This is a genomic window from Enterobacter sp. HG048 (assembly GCF_024702055.1).
Lineage (GTDB): Bacteria > Pseudomonadota > Gammaproteobacteria > Enterobacterales > Enterobacteriaceae > Enterobacter > Enterobacter dykesii.
On sequence record NZ_JANLIZ010000003.1, the window covers coordinates 76806 to 93463 of the forward strand.

Genomic DNA, 16658 nt, shown 5'->3' on the forward strand with positions numbered 1-16658 from the left:
CGCTAGCCCGCTAATTATTCAATCATTTCTAAGGTAAACGACGTTATGCGCCTGCCCGAACGCGACCCTTATGCTCCTCGCGAGTGGCAGCCACATGAGAAACCCGCCCTGCTGGGTTCCCCTTCCACGCCCGAGCACAGTATGCCAAAACGCATTGCCTACGGCGTCGTGGGCCTGCTGGTGTGCCTGACGGGCGCGCTGGGGAATGCGGTGGTGACCGCCAACCTGCAAAACCTGCAGGGGACCTTCGGGGCCTGGTCGACCGAAATCGCCTGGCTTCCCGCGGTCTACGTCATGACCAACATCTCTATCAACCTGCTGCTGGTCAAGTTCCGCCAGCAGTACGGTCTGCGCGCCTTCACGGAAGGTTTTCTGGTGCTGTACGTGCTGGTGACCTTTTTCCACCTGTTCGTTAACGATCTCAGCTCGGCGCTGATGGTGCGCGCCGCGCATGGGATGGTGGCCGCCGCGCTCAGCTCGCTGGGGATTTACTATCAGATCCAGGCCTGGCCTGCGAAGCACCGCCTGAAGGCGCTCACCATCGGGATTACCGGCTCATCGCTCGCCATTCCTCTGGCCCGTCTGTTTTCCACCGAACTGCTACAGTTGGACGAATGGCGCGGGCTCTATTTCTTCGAGCTGGGGCTGGCGCTGATCTCCCTGGCCTGCGTGATAGCCTTAAAACTGCCCCCGGGTGACAGGCGCAAGGTCTTTGAGAAGAAAGACTTTATCACCTTCTTTTTAATGGCTCCCGGAATGGCCCTGCTCTGCGCCGTGCTCTCGCTGGGCCGCCTTGACTGGTGGTTCGAGGCGCCGTGGATCGGCTGGTCGCTGGCGCTATCGCTGGTGCTGATTGTGGCCGCCATCGTCTTTGAACATAACCGCGCCAACCCGCTGCTTAACACCCGCTGGCTGTCGAGCGGCAGCATCGTCCGTCTGGGGCTCATCATGCTGCTGATCCGTATCGTGCTGGCGGAGCAAAACACCGGCGTCATCGGCTGGCTGCAGTACGTGGGGTTACAGAATGAGCAGATGACCCACCTGGCGTGGTCTATTTTCGCCGGGATCGTCTGCGGGATAGTCACCAGCTGCCTCACAATTAAGCCGGCCAAACTGGCGTGGCCAATTATCACCTCTCTGGCGCTGATGATTGTCGCCTCGCTGCTGGACAGCCAGTCCAATAACCTGACCCGGCCGGATCAGCTGATGCTCAGCCAGTTCCTGCTGGGCTTCGGCAGCGCCTTCTTCCTGGCGCCCGCCATGCTGGCGGCCATTGGCGGGGTGATCGCCGATCCGCGCAACCTGGTCAGCTTCTCGGTGCTGTTCGGCATGAGCCAGAACCTCGGCGGCCTGCTGGGCTCCGCGATCCTCGGAACCTTCCAGACCTGGCGCGAGAAGTACCATTCCAGCCTGCTGGCGGACCAGCTCACCACGCTCAATCCGCTGGTCAACGAGCGTATCCAGATTTACACCCAGATGTACCGGAGCCTGATTGGCGACAGTTCGCTGCTGGGAACGCAGGCGATCACGCAGCTGCAAACGGTGACGACGCTTGAGGCGAATATTCTGGCTTACAACGATACTTATCTGCTGACGGCGGGCATCGCTGCCGCCACGCTGGTCTGGATTTTATGGCGCCTGTTGCGCCTGCGCATCACTGCCCGTATGGCGCTGAAGAACGCCACCGGCAATAAATAATTGAAATATTTCTGGAGAGTTTATGAGTCAGCAGGATGCCGCTAAAGAGCAGGCCAACACCCGCAAAAATGTGCGCATTGTTTCCGTTTTCACCGCCGCTGCCATCGGCATCGTCGGCGTGCTGGTGATCCTTTACGCGTGGCAGTTGCCGCCGTTCACCCGCCACGCGCAGTTTACCGACAACGCCTACGTGCGCGGCCAGACGACGTTCATCAGTCCCCAGGTGAATGGTTATATCACCGAGGTGAAGGTTCAGGACTTTGTGCAGGTCAAAAAAGGCGACCTGCTGCTGCAGATCGATGACCGCATCTATCGTCAGCGCGTGCATCAGGCCGAGGCACAGCTGGCGATGAAAATTGCCGCGCTCAATAACAACCTGCAGCAGCGTAAAAGCGCCGAAGCGACGATCGCCAAAAACGACGCGGCGCTGAAAAATGCCCGCGCCCAGAGCCTCAAAACGCAGGCGGATTTAAAGCGCGTTAAGGATCTGGCGGCTGACGGTTCGCTTTCCGTACGCGAACGCGATGCGGCGCTGGCCAGCGCGGCCCAGGGCAGCGCCGATATCGAGCAGGCCAAAGCCTCGCTTGAGATGTCGCGTCAGGATCTGCAGACGGTGATTGTGAACCGCGGCGCGCTGGAGGCAGATGTCGAAAACGCGAAAGCGGCGCTTGAACTGGCACAGATCGATCTGCAAAACACGCGTATTGTGGCGCCGCGCGACGGCCAGCTGGGTCAGATCGCCGTTCGTCTCGGGGCGTACGTGACCGCCGGGACCCACCTCACCACCCTGGTTCCGCCGCAGCACTGGGTTATTGCCAATATTAAAGAGACCCAGCTTGCGGAGCTGCGCGTTGGTCAGCCTGTCAAATTCACCGTTGATGCCCTGAACAACAAAGCGTATCAGGGCCGCGTGGAGAGCATCTCCCCGGCGACCGGCGTGGAGTTCAGCGCCATCACGCCGGACAACGCCACCGGCAACTTTGTCAAAATCGCCCAGCGTATTCCGGTGCGCATCGAGGTGCTCGGCAAGCCAGAGGACTCCGCGCTGCTGCGTCCGGGTATGTCGGTACAGGTGACCATTGATACGCGGGAGGCGAAGTAATGATCCTTCGCCCGATAGCCGCGCTGGTGGCAGCGGTCATGCTGGCCGGATGCCAGTCCGTTGACGTGAAACAGGCGCAGCCGACGCTGCACATCCCCACCCAGTGGCGCACCGTCTCCGGCCCTGCCAGCCCCGCGGAGCAGCTCTGGTGGCGCAATTTTCACGACAACAACCTCAACCGCTATGTGGATCAGGCGCTACAGCATAACAGCGACGTGCTGATCGCCCGCGAACGGATAAACGAGTATCAGGCGCGGGTCTTCGCGGCCGACGGCAGCCTGTTTCCGTCGCTTGACGCGGGCGTAACGGGGACGCGTGCCCGTTCACAATCCGCCGCGACCGGGCTGCCGGTTTACGGCACATTGTACAGAGGGAGCCTGACGGCGAGCTACGACGTGGATATCTGGGGCGTCAACCGCAGCACGGCCAATGCCGCCGAGGCTTCGCTGGCGGCGCAAAAAGCCGCCGCCGCCGCCGCGGATTTGACCGTCGCGTCTTCGGTTGCGTCCGGGTATGTCACCCTGCTCTCGCTTGACGAGCAGCTGCACGTGACCGAATCCACGCTGAAATCGCGAGAAGAGGCATTTAACCTCGCGAAACGTCAGTTTGAGACGGGCTACAGCTCGCGTCTGGAGCTGATGCAGTCTGATTCCGAACTCCGCTCAACGCGAGCGCAGATTCCCGTGCTGCAGCATCAGATTGCGCAGCAGGAAAACGCCCTCAGCCTGCTGCTGGGAAGCAATCCCGGGGCGGTAGCGCGCAGCGGAAGCTTTGAGGCGCTAACGCCGCTGACGCTGCCGTCGCAGCTGCCGTCTACTCTCCTGAACCGTCGGCCGGATATCGTTCAGGCCGAACGCCAGCTGGTGGCGGCCGACGCCTCGCTTGCCGCGTCGCGCGCGAGCCTGCTGCCGTCGATCAACCTGACCGCGACAGGATCGATACAGGATCGCACCCTGTCCGGCCTGCTGGACAACCCGCTACAGCTCTGGAGCGTCGGGGGCAGCATTCTTGCGCCGCTGCTGAACCGCCAGGCGCTGAATGCGCAGGTGGATATTTCCCAGTCCCAGCGTAACCAGGCGCTGTACGCCTATGAAAAAACCGTGCGTAACGCGTTTGCCGAAGTGAACAACAGCCTTGATGCTATTGCGCGCTATCAGGAACAGCTGACCGAGCTGCTTGCCCAGCAGGATGTGGCGCAGGAGACGCTGCGCATTGCGCAGAACCGCAATCGCAACGGCTACTCCTCCTATCTGGACGTGCTGGACGCGCAGCGCACGCTGTACTCGGTGCAGACCAGCGTGGTGCAGGTGAAAAATAACCTGCTGCTGGCGCAGATCGATTTGTATAAAGCACTGGGCGGCGGCTGGAAGAGTGCATGAACCCGGCTTGCGCGCTGATGCCCTCACCTCGCCCCTCTCCCACAGGGAGAGGGAGAAAAATCCAAGGAGTCAATCTATGCGTCAACAATGGTCTGCAGTAGATAATTACATGATTTCTTCGCTGATCCCTGGCGATGACGTGCTCAGTCAGGTACTGGAAAACAACAAGCGCGCCGGGCTGCCCGAGCACGACGTGGCGGCCAATCAGGGACAGCTGTTGGCGCTGTTCGTGCGCATGACGCAGGCAAGACGCGTTCTTGAGATCGGTACGCTGGGTGCTTACAGCTCGATCTGGATGGCGCGCGCCCTGCCGCCGGACGGGAAGCTGATTACGCTTGAGGCCGATCCCACACATGCCCGCGTTGCGCGCCAGAATATTCACCTCGCGGGGCTGAACGATCGCATTGAACTGATTGAAGGCCCGGCGCTGAGCTCGCTGGAGAATTTCGGTGAGGTTCCGCCGTTCGACCTGATCTTTATTGATGCCGATAAGCCAAACAATCCCGGCTATCTGGAGTGGGCGCTGCACTACTCCCGTCCCGGCACGGTGATAATCGGCGATAACGTGGTGCGTGACGGAGAGGTCATTAACGGGCAAAGCGACGACGCGCGCGTACAGGGCGTGCGGCGTTTTATCGAAATGATTGGGGATAACCCGCGCCTAACCGCCACCGCGCTGCAAACGGTGGGGGTTAAGGGATGGGATGGGTTTACGCTGGCGATGGTGAACGGGTGAAAATGATCCCTCTCCCACAGGGAGAGGGATAAAACCGGGTTTTAAGCGGAAATCTGCTCCATCGCCTGCAGGATACGCTTATCCGAAATCGGATACGGCGTACCGAGCTGCTGGGCAAAGAAGCTGACGCGCAGCTCCTCGATCATCCAGCGGATCGCCTGCACGTCTTCATCGTCGCGGCGCGCCGGCGGCAGCTTGTTGAGCCACTGCTGCCACGCCTGCTGCAGGCTCTCCACTTTCAGCATCTGCGCGCGATCGCGGTGCGGGTCGATAGCCATTTTTTCCAGACGTTTTTCAATCGCCTGTAGATAGCGCAGCGTATCGCCGAGACGGTTGAAGCCGTTGCCGGTGACAAAGCCGCGATAGACCAGCCCCGCCATCTGCGCCTTCACGTCCGAGAGCCCCAGCGCCATGGTCATATCCACGCGCCCCTTCAGGCGCTTGTTGATATTGAACACGGCGGTAAGGATCTGCTCGACCTGTTTGGCTATCTCCACCACGGTGTCGTTCAGCTCCGCGCGCACCTTTTCATGAAGCTGAGCAAAGCCCTCTTCCGTCCAGACCGGACCGCCCGCCTCGTGGATCAGCTTGTCCACGCCGCAGGAGATGCAGTCGTCAATCAGATCCAGCACCTTGCCGTACGGGTTGAAGTACAGCCCGAGCTTGGCTTTGTTAGGCAGCTTCTCGTGCAGATACTTGATCGGCGACGGGATGTTGAGCAGCAGCAGGCGACGCAGCCCGCGCCACATCATCTGCTGCTGTTCCTGCGGATTATCAAACAGTTTGATCGCCACGCTGTCGCGCTCGTCCACCAGCGCCGGCCAGGCTTTGACCTTATAGTTACCGCGCTTCTGTTCGTAGCTTTCCGGAAGCTGACCAAAGCTCCAGATATGCAGCCCGCTCTGCTCGATGCCGTCGTCCGCCACCGCAGACAGCGTTTCCTGAACTTTGCCTTTCAGCGCCTCCTTCAGCTCGCTCAGCGAACGCCCTTCCAGCAGCTTTTTATTTTTATCGTCCACCACGCGGAAGCTGATTTTCAGATGATCGGGCACCTGATCCCAGTTCCAGTCTTCACGGTCGATGGTGGTGCCGGTCATGCGCCGGAACTCGCGCTCGAGCGCGTCCAGCAGCGGCAGCTCCAGCGGCGTGACGCGGCCCAAAAACGCTTCCGCGTAGTTTGGCGCAGGCACAAAGTTACGGCGCACCGGTTTCGGCAGGGATTTGATCAGCGCAATCACCAGCTCGCGGCGCAGGCCGGGAATTTGCCATTCAAACCCGCCTTCATCGACCTGGTTTAACAGCGGCAGCGGAATGTGGACGGTCACGCCGTCGGCGTCGGCCCCTGGCTCAAACTGATAGGTCAGACGCAGCTTGAGGTTGCCCTGATGCCAGAAGTTCGGGTAGTCGAGCTTGCTGACCGACTCCGCGCCCTCTTTAATCAGCATGCTTTTTTCGAAGTTGAGCAGGTCCGGCGTCTCTTTGCTGGCCTTCTTCCACCAGCTGTCGAAATGGCGGGCGGAAATCACATCATGGCTAATGCGCTGGTCGTAAAACTCAAACAGCGCCTCATCGTCCACCAGAATGTCGCGGCGGCGCGATTTATGCTCCAGCTCTTCCACTTCGGCGCGCAGCTTCAGGTTTTCACGGAAGAAGGCGTGGCGCGTCTGCCAGTCTCCCTCCACCAGCGCGTGGCGGATAAACAGCTCGCGGCTGAGCGCCGGGTCAATCTGGCTGTAGTTGACCTTCCGCGCGGCAACCACCGGCAGGCCGTAAACGGTCACCTTCTCGGTCGCCATCACCGCACCCTGCGCGCGCTCCCAGTGCGGTTCACTGTACGAGCGCTTAAGCAGATGCTGCGCCACCGGCTCCACCCATTCCGGATCGATACGCGCGGCAATGCGCCCCCACAGGCGGCTGGTTTCAACCAGCTCGGCGACCATGGTCCATTTCGGCGGCTTCTTGAACAGGCCGGAACCGGGGAAGATGGAGAAACGGGCGTTGCGCGCGCCGGTATACTCCTGCTTCTCGGCGTCCTTCATCCCAATGTGGGACAGCAGGCCGGTCAGCAGCGCGATATGGATTTCGCGATACTCCGCCGGCTCGCTGTTCACCGGAATGCCCAGCTCTTTCACCACCTGGCGCAGCTGGGTGTAGATATCCTGCCACTCGCGCACGCGCAGGTAGTTGAGGAAATCCACGCGGCACTGGCGTCGGAACTGGTTCGAGGAGAGCGCTTTCTGCTGCTCGCCGAGGTAGTTCCACAGGTTCACGAAGGCGAGGAAATCGGACTCTTTGTCGTGGAAGCGGCGGTGCTTTTCGTCAGACGCCTGCTGCTTGTCCATCGGACGCTCGCGCGGGTCCTGAATAGAGAGCGCCGAGGTAATGATCATCGCTTCGCGCACGCAGCCGTGCTTCTGCGCTTCCAACACCATACGGGCCAGACGCGGATCCACCGGCAGCTGGCTGAGCTGGCGGCCCAGCGGCGTCAGCTTGTAGACCGTCGCCTGCTCGTCGGTGGTAATGGCGCCGAGCTCTTCCAGCAGGCGTACGCCGTCCTGTATGTTGCGTTTGTCCGGCGCTTCGACGAACGGGAACGCCGCGATGTCTCCTAGCCCCAGCGCGGTCATCTGCAGGATAACGGACGCCAGGTTGGTGCGCAGAATTTCCGGATCGGTGAATTCCGGGCGCGACAGGAAATCGTCTTCGGAATAGAGACGAATACAGATCCCTTCCGACACGCGGCCGCAGCGGCCTTTACGCTGGTTTGCGGAAGCCTGAGAGACCGGCTCAATCGGCAGCCGCTGAACCTTCGTGCGATAGCTGTAGCGGCTGATGCGCGCCGTGCCCGGGTCGATCACGTATTTGATCCCCGGTACGGTCAGCGAGGTTTCCGCCACGTTAGTCGCCAGGACGATGCGGCGCCCGCCGTGCGGCTGGAAGACGCGGTTCTGCTCGCTGTTTGACAGACGGGCGTACAGCGGCAGGATCTCCGTGTGGCGCAGGTCGCGCTTGCTGAGCGCATCGGCGGTGTCGCGGATTTCGCGCTCGCCGCTCATGAAGATCAGGATGTCGCCCGCACTTTCGTTGCCCAGCTCGTCAACGGCATCGAAGATGGCCTGCAGCTGGTCGCGCTCGGTATCATCCGCCTCTTCAACGATCGGGCGATAGCGCACTTCCACGGGATACGTGCGTCCTGACACCTCGATAATCGGCGCATTGTTGAAGTGCTTCGAGAAGCGCTCCGGGTCGATGGTCGCGGAGGTGATGATGATTTTCAGATCCGGGCGACGCGGCAGCAGCTCTTTCAGGTAGCCGAGCAGGAAATCGATGTTCAGGCTGCGCTCGTGCGCTTCGTCAATGATGATGGTGTCGTACTGCATCAGCAGACGATCCTGCTGAATTTCCGCCAGCAGAATACCGTCGGTCATCAGCTTGACCATGGTGTTATCGCTAACGTGGTCGCTGAATCGCACCTTGTAACCGATGCAGCCGCCCGGCTCCGTCTGCAGCTCTTCGGCGATACGGTTCGCCACGGTACGCGCCGCCAGACGACGCGGCTGGGTGTGGCCAATCAGCCCTTTCAGGCCGCGCCCCAGCTCCATACAGATCTTCGGCAGCTGAGTGGTTTTCCCCGAACCGGTTTCACCCGCGACAATCACCACCTGGTGGTCGCGGACGGCCTCAAGGATGTCCTGTTTTTTCTGGCTGACGGGCAGGTTTTCCGGGTAGGTAATCGCCGGGCGCGCGGCTTCGCGCAGCAAGACTTTCCCTGCCGCCTGTTCAATCTCTTTCGCCATCTCCTGGTAAATGGCCTGTTGAGCATCAGGATTTTTAACCTTCTTAACGCCGTGCAGACGACGGGCGAAGCGCTGTTTGTCGCGCAGCATCAGAGAATCGAGCTGTTGCAGGAGCATCGGGAAGGTCAATTTTTGTTGTTCTGTCATAGCGTTAAAGGGCAGTACACGCCCTGATAAATTCTCTTTTTAATGATTGCTATAGAGTACCACAATGACGCCTTTCGCGCCTTATTCAAAAAATTCGAACATAGGCTTCGATATATTGCGCTATCTCTATGGCAGGATTGTGAATAGAGTGTCAACAAGCAACGGGGCAACCCCCTTCAATCAAATGCAAAAACAGGAATCACCCATGAGCAAAGTATTAGTTTTGAAATCCAGTATTCTGGCAGGGTACTCTCAGTCTGGTCAGCTGTCTGATTACTTCGTTGAACAGTGGCGTGAACAGCATTCTGCTGACGAAATCACCGTGCGTGACCTGGCTGCAAACCCAATTCCTGTGCTGGATGGCGAGCTGGTTGGCGCGCTGCGCCCAAGCGATGCACCGCTGTCTCCACGTCAGCAGGAAGCCCTGGCCCTGTCCGACGAGCTGATTGCTGAGCTGCAGGCGCATGACGTTATCGTTATCAACGCCCCAATGTACAACTTCAACATCCCTACCCAGCTGAAGAACTACTTCGACCTGGTGGCGCGTGCTGGCGTAACCTTCCGTTACACCGAGAACGGCCCTGAGGGTCTGGTGAAAGGCAAACGTGCGATCGTCCTGACCAGCCGCGGCGGTATTCATAAAGATACCCCAACCGACCTGGTTGCGCCGTACCTGAGCCTGTTCCTGGGCTTCATCGGCATCACTGACGTGAACTTCGTGTTCGCGGAAGGTATCGCTTACGGTCCGGAAGTGGCGACCAAAGCGCAGACCGATGCGAAAGCCGCCATCGACAGCCTGGTAGCAGCCTAAGATTTTGCCCTCTCACCGCCTGGTGGGAGGGTTTTTCTTTTCCCCGCATTTCGTTATCATCCGCTCCCACTCTCCAGCCGGGCGGCCTGATGTCTGCGATTATTGATTCTTTTATAGCCCCACCGTGTCACGACGACATTCAGATCCTCTGGCAGGATGAACATCTGCTGCTGATCGATAAGCCCTCCGGTCTGCTCAGCCTCTCGGGCAAAAATCCGCAAAACCTTGATTCCGTCCATTATCGTCTGGTCCAGACGTACCCCGGCTGCACGCTGGTACACCGCCTGGATTTCGGCACGTCCGGGCTGATGGTGGTTGCGCGCAATAAGGCCATCAACGCGGCGCTGTGCCAGCAGTTCAGCCAGCGCAGCGTGGAGAAAGTCTACAGCGCCCTGCTTTGCGGTCATGTGGAAAACGACGAGGGAATAATAGACGCGCCGATTGCCAAAGACCCGGCGCTGTTCCCGCTGATGTCAATCTGCCCCATCAGCGGAAAACCCGCCCGCTCCCGCTATCGGGTGGTGGAACGGTTTTATCAGGGTACGGGACTGCCGTTAACGCGGGTGATACTGACGCCGGAGACCGGGCGAACCCACCAGCTGCGCATTCACTGTCAGCAGCTGGGGCACCCAATTCTGGGCTGCGATCTGTATGGCGGTCTTGAAGCGCCGGGGGCTGAGGATACGCCCCGGCTGATGCTGCATGCCAGCGAGTTGAATTTTATTCATCCCGTGAGCGGAGAGCCGGTTAACGCCCGTCACGCCGCCCCGTTCTGAACGCGGTTTACCACATCAAATCGTCAGGGATTTTGAAGTCCGCGTACGGATCGTCTTCGTCCTGCTCTTCCTGGCTGAGCGCGCTGTTTAGCACAATGCTGTCGGCATCGCGCTGGGCAATTTTATCGGCCACCACCGCCGGAATAATCGCGTATTCACAGTCGCCGCTGGCGTTGATGACCAGACGGGCAATCGCCAGACGGCCATTAATCAGCTGAGCCTGGGTTTGCTTGTCGACGTCGATTTTTTTGATCAGATTACTGTCGGTGAAGTTAAAGGTGATGTTGCCCCTTGAAACGGTGATGCGGTTCATCTCAATCAGCTGCTTCACCTGTGCCTTAAACTCTTTCGCCAGCACGGCCTGCTTCTGCTGTTCGCTCAGCAGCTTGTCGCGCTCGATCTGCGCCTTCTTGTTCTCTTCTACCGCTTCACGGGCCTCCCGCGCCTGAACGCGTGATTTCTTTGCCGTGCGCTGCACTTTTGCCGCTTTCTTGCTGCTGACGAGGCCCGCTTTCAGCATCTGCTCTTGTAAGGTGAGTTTTGTCATAATTGTTTCTAAACCGGTTGGAAATTTTGGGGATTATAGCGGGAATTACAGAGCGTGTGCCAGAGAAGTAGGCATGGCGCTTTGTTGCCTGAGCCTTGTTTATTCTTTATTCAGCGTTTACTACCGTTACGGCCGCAAGAGTGATTAAAAATTGTCAGGTCATTTTCTTAAAAAAAATGAGCATCTCATAAATATGATGTGAGTTGAATATCTGTACCCGCTTCAGGCGTAGGCTGCTTTTCTCTTATTAAAAGAGTAAGGAGAAAATATGGCCTTAAAAGGAACAATGCTGCTTAACGGTGCTGACTATGCGCCTTTTAACCTGCACGGCGTCGGCGTGTTTATGGCCCATTCCGGGCAGGGAATTTACAGAAACAATGGATTATGTGGTGCTATTAAAGGCTCAGGCCCAATTCCCCCAGGGAAATACTGGATTGTTGACAGAGGGACTGGAGGTTTCTTTTCAGGGTTAAAAGCGAAGGTTCAGGATCGGTGGAACAAGGTTAGATCCGGGGCAGAATTTGGCCGCGATGAGTGGTTTGCTTTATACAAGGATGACTGGGGTATCGATGATGGCACCTGGATTGATAACGTCTATCGGGGTTTGTTTCGGCTGCATCCGGGTACGCTATCTGAGGGATGTATCACGATTGCCCATGATTCTGATTACGCATTGATCCGCAATGCACTGATGAGTACGGAACTTATTCAGGTTCCCTGTATGCGTTCACTGATGGCACGCGGCTGGGTTGAGGTGATTGAAAGTGGCTACAGCAACACTTGTCCGTAAATGGGGCATCAGGCTATTCAAAACGGTCTGGTTTATATGCATCAGCATTATAGTAGGCCGCATATTGGGACCCGCTGAACGCTATCTTGATCATGACGTGGCCTCATCTATATGTGATTTTATTTATGGCGACGTGAATGCAGAAACAATATATGAGACATATACCAATATCGATATTTTAATCGTACTGACCCTCGCAACGGTTATTTATCGCTTAACAACACTGCTACTCAATAAAATAAGGAAATAAAGAATGCCAATTCCTCCCTACATGTGGCTAAAAGACGATGGTGGAGCAGATATTAAAGGTTCCGTTGATGTTCAGGACCGTGAAGGTAGCATTGAGATCATAGGGCTGAGTCATGGCCTTAACCTACCGGTAGACAGCGCTAACGGCAAGATCACCGGCACGCGTCAACACTCATCCATGCGGATTGAAAAGGAAGTTGATAGCTCCACGCCCTATCTCTATAAAGCAGCATCTACCGGTCAGGCGCTTAAAAGCGCTGAAATCAAGTTCTATCATATTAATGATGCCGGACAGGAAGTCTGTTATTACACCGTCTTGATGGAGAACGTAAAGGTTACGGGTGTTAACTGCAGCGTGCCGAACGTGAAGATCGCTGCCAACAATAAAATGAACCATATTGAAAGCGTAAGTTTGCAGTACGAAAAAATCACCTGGCGCATTGTCGACGGCAACATCATGCACAGTGACGCCTGGAATGAACGTCTTACAGCATAACGCTAAGGGGCGCGATGCCCCTTACTCTTCCTATCCCAGCATGCGCGCAACACTGTTCATGAACTTCCCTCATGTTGCATTGAAATTAAGTCACTTCCCCTGCGCCGCGGGCTAAGGCATAAATTATGCATCGGTAACTTCTTAGCAACATGAACTTAGGATGCATAACCACAATGAGCAAAGCTTTCACATATACCCTTAAGCGCAGTTGCTTCGATGAGAATTACAACCCGTCAGAAAATACGCGTACGACCACCAACTTTGCCAACCTGGCGCGCGGGGAAAAGCGACAGGAAAACCTGCGCAATACGCTGGTGATGATCAACAACCGCTTTAACGCCCTGGCGCGCTGGGATAACCCAAACGCCGATCGCTACGCGGTTGAGCTGGAAATCATCTCTGTCGACTTGAACATTGGCGCGGAAAAACCGTTCCCGGCCATTGAGATATTGCAAACCACGATTGTCGACAAAAAAAATAACCAGCGTATCCCTGGCATCGTCGGAAATAACTTCTCTTCTTACGTGCGGGATTATGATTTCAGCATACGCCTGCTGGAACACAACAAGAACCAGCAGCACTTCAGCATTCCGGAAAAGTTTGGCGAACTGCACGGCAATATTTTCCGCCACTTTGTGAGCTCGCCGGAATACAAAGAGAACTTCAGCAAGGGTCCGGTGATCTGCCTGAGCGTCTCCAGCAAAGACACCTACCGCCGCACCGGTAACCAGCATCCTGTGCTGGGCGTTGAGTATCAGCCGGATGGCGAGTCGCTTACGGAACAGTACTTCGCGAAGATGGGCCTGAAGGTTCGCTATTTCATGCCGGAAAACAGCGTGGCGCCTTTCGCGTTCTTCTTTACCGGGGATTTGCTGAGTGACTACACCGATCTGGAGCTGATTGCCACCATCAGCACGATGGAGACGTTCCAGAAGATCTATCGCCCGGAAATTTATAACGCAAACTCGGCGGCGGGACTGTGCTACCGACCGGATCTGAACCAGCAGGATCACTCCTTAACCAAAATTGTTTATGACCGGGAAGAGCGTAGCCGACTGGCGATTGAACAGGGTCGCTTTACCGAAGCGTACTTTATTAAGCCTTACCAACACATTCTTGAGCAGTGGTCTGATAACTACACGCTTTAATTCATCAAAAAAGGTCTTTTATTATGAAAACATTGCTCCCGACTTCTACCGCTGGCAGCCTGCCAAAGCCGACCTGGCTTGCGCAACCTGAAACCCTGTGGTCACCCTGGAAATTACAGGATCAGGAACTCCTGGCGGGCAAGCAGGACGCGCTGCGCCTGTCCCTGGATGAGCAGATCCGCGCGGGAATCGATATCGTCAGCGACGGAGAACAGACCCGCCAGCACTTCGTCACCACTTTTATTGAACACCTGAGCGGCGTGGATTTTGAAAATCGCCAGACGGTGCGCATTCGTAACCGCTACGACGCCAGCGTGCCGACCGTGGTTTCAGCCGTTGCGCGTCAGAAACCGGTATTCGTGGACGATGCAAAGTACCTGCGTCAGCTCACGGACAAGCCGATCAAATGGGCCCTGCCCGGGCCGATGACCATGATCGACACCCTTTACGACGCGCACTATAAAAGCCGCGAAAAGCTGGCCTGGGAATTCGCCAAAATCCTCAATCAGGAAGCGCGTGAGTTAGAGGCCGCAGGCGTCGATATTATTCAGTTTGATGAACCGGCATTTAACGTCTTTTTTGACGAGGTGAACGACTGGGGTATCGCCGCGCTGGAGCGCGCCATTGAAGGGCTGAAGTGCGAAACCGCGGTACACATCTGCTACGGCTACGGCATCAAGGCCAATACCGACTGGAAAAAGACGCTCGGCTCAGAGTGGCGCCAGTACGAAGAGGCCTTCCCTAAGCTGCAGACCTCTAATATCGACATTATCTCCCTGGAGTGCCACAACTCCCGCGTACCGATGGATCTGCTGGAGCTGATCCGCGGTAAAAAGGTGATGGTCGGCGCGATTGATGTGGCAACCAACGCCGTTGAAACGCCGGAGGAAGTCGCCGATACGCTGCGTAAAGCGCTGCAGTTCGTCGATGCCGACAAGCTTTACCCGTCAACCAACTGCGGCATGGCTCCGCTTTCCCGTCAGGTGGCTAACGGCAAGCTGAAAGCGCTTAGCGCCGGCGCAGAAATTATCCGCAAGGAGCTCGGCGCGTAATCCCTTACGTTTGCCAGTAGAGCGGCGTGCCGAAAAACGCCACGTAATAATCAATCACCGCCCTGACGTTCAGGGGCGGATGACGTGCGTTAGGATAGATCGCCGCAATATAAAGTTGCTCCGTGTTGATGGCGCACGCCATTTCCGGCATAAGGGCAACCAGCTCGCCCCGCTTCAGCCTGTCGCCAATCAGCCAGTCCGGAAACAGGACGATCCCCATCCCGCCCAGCGCGGCAATGAGCAGCGATTCCGCATTATTGGACGTCATCAGCGGCGCGACCGGATAATGCACCCAAGTCTCCCCTTTGCGACGCACGAGCCAGCGGTTAGGCCCGGACGAACCGCGATAGACCAGACATTTGTGCTGGCTCAGCTCGGCCGGATCGGTCGGGACGCCGTGTTGACGCAGATACTCGGGCGATGCGGCGAGGTGGTAGCGCTGCTGCCCAAAAACACGGGCGTGGAACGTCGAATCCGTCAGCGTGCCAATGCGGAAGATGAGATCGGCGGCATCCCGGTGCGGGTCGATAAAGTCATCGGTCAGCGTCAGCTCAATGGTTAACCGTGGATAACGCTCGGCCAGACCTGCCAGTCCGGGCGCAACGTGTCTCTGTCCAAAAAATACCGGCCCATTTATGCGGACCGTGCCGGAGGGTTCGGTCGAACGTTCATCCAGCTCACGACGCGCCTCTTCGAAGTTATCGACCATCGCCCGGGCATAGCGGATAAACAGATGCCCGCTTTCCGTGGGGATCACCGCCCGGGTATTGCGATAGAACAGCTGCTGGCCGAGCGCGTCCTCAAGCTGATGAACAATACGCGACACCTGCGAGGCAGATATTCCCTCTCGTCGCGCAACGACGGAAAAGTTCTGCGTTTCATAGACCGCAATAAACAGCAGCAGTGAGCGAAGGTTCATGCTTCCGGCATCTGACATTAATGCATTTCCTGCAAAGGTGTTTCCTGCATTATGGCATTTTTCTCACGGGTCTACCGACGTAATCTTCTTCGCCTGAAAACGGAGGAAGAAGAATGCAGTTTGTTTTGATTTTACTGGTGATTGCCGGCGGGATGGGCCTCTCCGTCGAGGCGGGTCTGCTGGGGCCGCTGGGCGGCGAAGTGGGTGACTTATGGGCGACGTTCAGCATCTTCGGCGTGGGTGCCGCGCTGACGTTTCTGCTGATGCTGTTTTTCAGCCCGCGCAGCAGCCCGTCTTTTTTCGCCCAGCCCGGCTGGCAGCTGCTCGGCGGCGTGCTCGGCCCTGTTTACGTGGTTATTCTGACTATCGCCACGCCGACCATCGGCATCGCTCTGACGATGATTGGCATTCTGGCTGGTCAGGTCTTTAAAAGCCTGATTATTGACCACTTTGGCCTGCTGGGTACGCCGCACAGGAAGATAAACGCAAAACGTATCGTGGCGCTGGTTTTTATTATTGCGGCACTGGTTCTGGTCGCACAGGGGTAACGTATGACACTGATTATGATTCTTCTGGCCGTCTGCGGCGGCGCAACGCTGAGCATTCAGGCCGCGATTAACGGACAGCTCGGCAGCAATGTCGGGGTATTTAAAAGCGCGTTTCTGACGTTTTCCGTCGGCGCGCTGGTGACCGCCCTGCTCATTTTCTTCTTTGAGCCTAAGCAGGCGGTCACGCTGCTGGACGTGCCGAAATGGCAGCTCCTTGGGGCGATGTTCGGCGTGCCTTACATTGTGATCATGGTCGTGGCGGTGCAGCGCATCGGTACCGCCGTCGCCACGGTGGCGGTGATATTCGGCCAGCTCGCCATGAGTATGCTAATTGATAACTTTGGCTGGTTGAACAATCCCGCGATTCCGTTTTCGCCGAGCCGTCTGGGCGCGGTGGTTTGCCTGGGGGTTGCCCTGTACTTCATTTACTCCAGCAGCAAAACCGGCAATGTTAGCGACTAAG

General features: G+C 57.3%; 15 protein-coding genes. 12 read left to right on the plus strand and 3 right to left on the minus strand.

Annotation, left to right across the window (positions count from 1 at the left end):
• The first annotated feature begins 45 nt into the window (after positions 1 to 45).
• The 4 genes from NUX24_RS05780 (at position 46) to NUX24_RS05795 (ending at position 4915) form a co-directional block, all read left to right on the plus strand.
• On the plus strand, positions 46 to 1698 hold the full coding sequence (locus NUX24_RS05780) for an MFS transporter (protein WP_257830211.1): 1653 nt from the start codon (positions 46 to 48) through the stop codon (positions 1696 to 1698).
• A gap of 22 nt (positions 1699 to 1720) precedes the next feature.
• Entirely contained in the window at positions 1721 to 2800 is a 1080-nt protein-coding gene (locus NUX24_RS05785) for an HlyD family secretion protein (RefSeq protein WP_257830212.1), read from the plus strand.
• A complete protein-coding gene (locus NUX24_RS05790) occupies positions 2800 to 4179 on the plus strand; it encodes an efflux transporter outer membrane subunit (RefSeq protein ID WP_257830213.1) in 1380 nt (459 codons plus the stop codon). Before NUX24_RS05785 ends, NUX24_RS05790 begins: the two co-directional genes overlap by 1 nt.
• Positions 4180 to 4255: 76 nt before the next feature.
• Positions 4256 to 4915, plus strand: coding sequence for an O-methyltransferase (locus NUX24_RS05795; RefSeq protein WP_257830214.1), 660 nt, complete (start codon positions 4256 to 4258; stop codon positions 4913 to 4915).
• Between the two features lie 41 nt (positions 4916 to 4956).
• On the opposite strand, the gene hrpA is transcribed toward NUX24_RS05795, so the two are convergent.
• Positions 4957 to 8859: an ATP-dependent RNA helicase HrpA gene (gene hrpA / locus NUX24_RS05800; protein ID WP_257830215.1), complete on the minus strand. Its 3903-nt coding sequence runs from the start codon at positions 8857 to 8859 to the stop codon at positions 4957 to 4959.
• 205 nt (positions 8860 to 9064) lie between these two features.
• Between hrpA and azoR the strand changes: the two genes are divergently transcribed.
• Positions 9065 to 9670 (plus strand): FMN-dependent NADH-azoreductase, encoded by a 606-nt coding sequence (gene azoR / locus NUX24_RS05805; RefSeq protein ID WP_008502313.1) that lies wholly within the window; start codon positions 9065 to 9067, stop codon positions 9668 to 9670.
• A gap of 89 nt (positions 9671 to 9759) precedes the next feature.
• Entirely contained in the window at positions 9760 to 10446 is a 687-nt protein-coding gene (locus NUX24_RS05810) for an RluA family pseudouridine synthase (protein WP_257830217.1), read from the plus strand.
• A gap of 7 nt (positions 10447 to 10453) precedes the next feature.
• Here NUX24_RS05810 and NUX24_RS05815 read toward each other — a convergent pair whose 3' ends face one another.
• Positions 10454 to 10993 carry a DUF2058 domain-containing protein gene (locus tag NUX24_RS05815; protein WP_257830218.1) on the minus strand — a complete coding sequence of 180 codons (540 nt, stop codon included), beginning with the start codon at positions 10991 to 10993 and terminating at the stop codon, positions 10454 to 10456.
• Between the two features lie 268 nt (positions 10994 to 11261).
• Here NUX24_RS05815 and NUX24_RS05820 point away from each other — a divergent pair, with 268 nt between their 5' ends.
• From NUX24_RS05820 to NUX24_RS05835, 4 genes are all read left to right on the plus strand, one after another.
• Positions 11262 to 11783 (plus strand): DUF2778 domain-containing protein, encoded by a 522-nt coding sequence (locus NUX24_RS05820; RefSeq protein ID WP_047651224.1) that lies wholly within the window; start codon positions 11262 to 11264, stop codon positions 11781 to 11783.
• Between the two features lie 253 nt (positions 11784 to 12036).
• Complete coding sequence (locus NUX24_RS05825) at positions 12037 to 12528, plus strand: type VI secretion system tube protein TssD (protein WP_257830219.1); 492 nt, start codon at positions 12037 to 12039, stop codon at positions 12526 to 12528.
• A gap of 173 nt (positions 12529 to 12701) precedes the next feature.
• Entirely contained in the window at positions 12702 to 13676 is a 975-nt protein-coding gene (locus NUX24_RS05830; RefSeq protein WP_257830220.1) for a DUF1852 domain-containing protein, read from the plus strand.
• A gap of 23 nt (positions 13677 to 13699) precedes the next feature.
• Positions 13700 to 14728, plus strand: a complete 1029-nt coding sequence (locus NUX24_RS05835) for a methionine synthase (protein WP_023311627.1) — start codon at positions 13700 to 13702, stop codon at positions 14726 to 14728.
• Between the two features lie 4 nt (positions 14729 to 14732).
• Here NUX24_RS05835 and NUX24_RS05840 read toward each other — a convergent pair whose 3' ends face one another.
• A complete protein-coding gene (locus NUX24_RS05840; protein WP_126328473.1) occupies positions 14733 to 15665 on the minus strand; it encodes a LysR family transcriptional regulator in 933 nt (310 codons plus the stop codon).
• A gap of 95 nt (positions 15666 to 15760) precedes the next feature.
• On the opposite strand from NUX24_RS05840, the gene NUX24_RS05845 reads away from it, so the two are divergent.
• Both NUX24_RS05845 and NUX24_RS05850 read left to right on the plus strand, forming a co-directional pair.
• A complete protein-coding gene (locus NUX24_RS05845) occupies positions 15761 to 16195 on the plus strand; it encodes a DMT family transporter (protein ID WP_047647834.1) in 435 nt (144 codons plus the stop codon).
• Between the two features lie 3 nt (positions 16196 to 16198).
• Positions 16199 to 16657, plus strand: a complete 459-nt coding sequence (locus NUX24_RS05850; RefSeq protein WP_214575711.1) for a DMT family transporter — start codon at positions 16199 to 16201, stop codon at positions 16655 to 16657.
• Position 16658: the final 1 nt, after the last annotated feature.

What these genes read in the sequence shown, in the direction of transcription:
- NUX24_RS05780 (WP_257830211.1), top strand. Translation starts at nt 46, where the DNA reads ATGCGCCTGCCCGAACGCGACCCTTATGCTCCTCGCGAGTGGCAGCCA.
- NUX24_RS05785 (WP_257830212.1), top strand. Translation starts at nt 1,721, where the DNA reads ATGAGTCAGCAGGATGCCGCTAAAGAGCAGGCCAACACCCGCAAAAAT.
- NUX24_RS05790 (WP_257830213.1), top strand. Translation starts at nt 2,800, where the DNA reads ATGATCCTTCGCCCGATAGCCGCGCTGGTGGCAGCGGTCATGCTGGCC.
- NUX24_RS05795 (WP_257830214.1), top strand. Translation starts at nt 4,256, where the DNA reads ATGCGTCAACAATGGTCTGCAGTAGATAATTACATGATTTCTTCGCTG.
- hrpA (WP_257830215.1), bottom strand. Translation starts at nt 8,859, where the DNA reads ATGACAGAACAACAAAAATTGACCTTCCCGATGCTCCTGCAACAGCTC.
- azoR (WP_008502313.1), top strand. Translation starts at nt 9,065, where the DNA reads ATGAGCAAAGTATTAGTTTTGAAATCCAGTATTCTGGCAGGGTACTCT.
- NUX24_RS05810 (WP_257830217.1), top strand. Translation starts at nt 9,760, where the DNA reads ATGTCTGCGATTATTGATTCTTTTATAGCCCCACCGTGTCACGACGAC.
- NUX24_RS05815 (WP_257830218.1), bottom strand. Translation starts at nt 10,993, where the DNA reads ATGACAAAACTCACCTTACAAGAGCAGATGCTGAAAGCGGGCCTCGTC.
- NUX24_RS05820 (WP_047651224.1), top strand. Translation starts at nt 11,262, where the DNA reads ATGGCCTTAAAAGGAACAATGCTGCTTAACGGTGCTGACTATGCGCCT.
- NUX24_RS05825 (WP_257830219.1), top strand. Translation starts at nt 12,037, where the DNA reads ATGCCAATTCCTCCCTACATGTGGCTAAAAGACGATGGTGGAGCAGAT.
- NUX24_RS05830 (WP_257830220.1), top strand. Translation starts at nt 12,702, where the DNA reads ATGAGCAAAGCTTTCACATATACCCTTAAGCGCAGTTGCTTCGATGAG.
- NUX24_RS05835 (WP_023311627.1), top strand. Translation starts at nt 13,700, where the DNA reads ATGAAAACATTGCTCCCGACTTCTACCGCTGGCAGCCTGCCAAAGCCG.
- NUX24_RS05840 (WP_126328473.1), bottom strand. Translation starts at nt 15,665, where the DNA reads ATGTCAGATGCCGGAAGCATGAACCTTCGCTCACTGCTGCTGTTTATT.
- NUX24_RS05845 (WP_047647834.1), top strand. Translation starts at nt 15,761, where the DNA reads ATGCAGTTTGTTTTGATTTTACTGGTGATTGCCGGCGGGATGGGCCTC.
- NUX24_RS05850 (WP_214575711.1), top strand. Translation starts at nt 16,199, where the DNA reads ATGACACTGATTATGATTCTTCTGGCCGTCTGCGGCGGCGCAACGCTG.